Origin of the sequence: Hallella faecis, from assembly GCF_018789675.1 — a bacterium.
GTDB lineage: Bacteria > Bacteroidota > Bacteroidia > Bacteroidales > Bacteroidaceae > Prevotella > Prevotella faecis.
Window position 1 is genome coordinate 1 of record NZ_JAHKBE010000137.1, and the last position, 901, is coordinate 901.

Annotated in this window: 1 protein-coding gene; it reads left to right on the top strand. The window is 40.7% G+C overall.

From position 1 onward, the window contains the following. Window positions 1–79 precede the first annotated feature (79 nt). A partial coding sequence (locus tag KM934_RS12835; protein ID WP_215761019.1) for an IS4 family transposase occupies window positions 80–901 on the top strand: 822 nt, incomplete at its 3' end.

The window sequence follows — 901 nt, forward strand, 5'->3', positions numbered from 1 at the left end:
TATTTAATCATTTACAAGCGTTCTTTGTTTTTTTGATTTGAAATTGATTGAGTAATTTTGCATCCAAAACTGCAAGATTATGAACATCGGCAAGTATATCTTTGCTCAAGTCATCGACTTCATACCTCGCTACCAATTTGACAAGTTGGTGAAGAAGTATAAAGGTGACTGGCATGCAAAAGATTTATCCTGCTATAACCAGTTGCTCCATCTGCTATTTGGTCAGATTACTGGTTGTGTATCCATCCGTGATATTTGTCTGTGCCTAGAGGCTCATGGAAGTAGCATATACCACTTGGGAATTCGCAAGTCCGTTAATCAATCCAATTTATGTCGTGCTAATGAGAAAAGAGACTATCGCATCTACGAAGGACTTGGCATGTATCTAATCGGTATCGTCCGACCAATGTATTCAAACACAAAGGTTGCTGAGATAACGATAGACAATGTCCTCTATGCGCTTGACTCCACAACTATCTCAACAAGCATTGTCCTGGCTGCATGGGCATTGGGCAAGTATAGCAAAGGCGCAGTCAAAATGCACACACTGCTGGATCTTCGTGGAAGCATTCCGGCAAATATCCATATTACAGATGGAAAATGGCATGACAGCAATGAACTGGATGATATTGTGCCTGAGCCATTTGCGTTCTATATGATGGACAAAGCATACGTTGATTTCCTCGCTTTGTTTCGCTTTCACAAAGCCGGTGCATATTGGATAAGTCGTCCCAAAGACAATATGAGATACGAGGTCGTTAACCATAGTCTAGACTTTGATCCAAGTACAGGAATCTGTGGCGATTTTATCATAAAACTGACTACCCATAAGTCGAAGAAACTCTATCCAGAACCTATCAGGATGGTTACTTATCATGACTCGGTAACAGGTAATGATGTG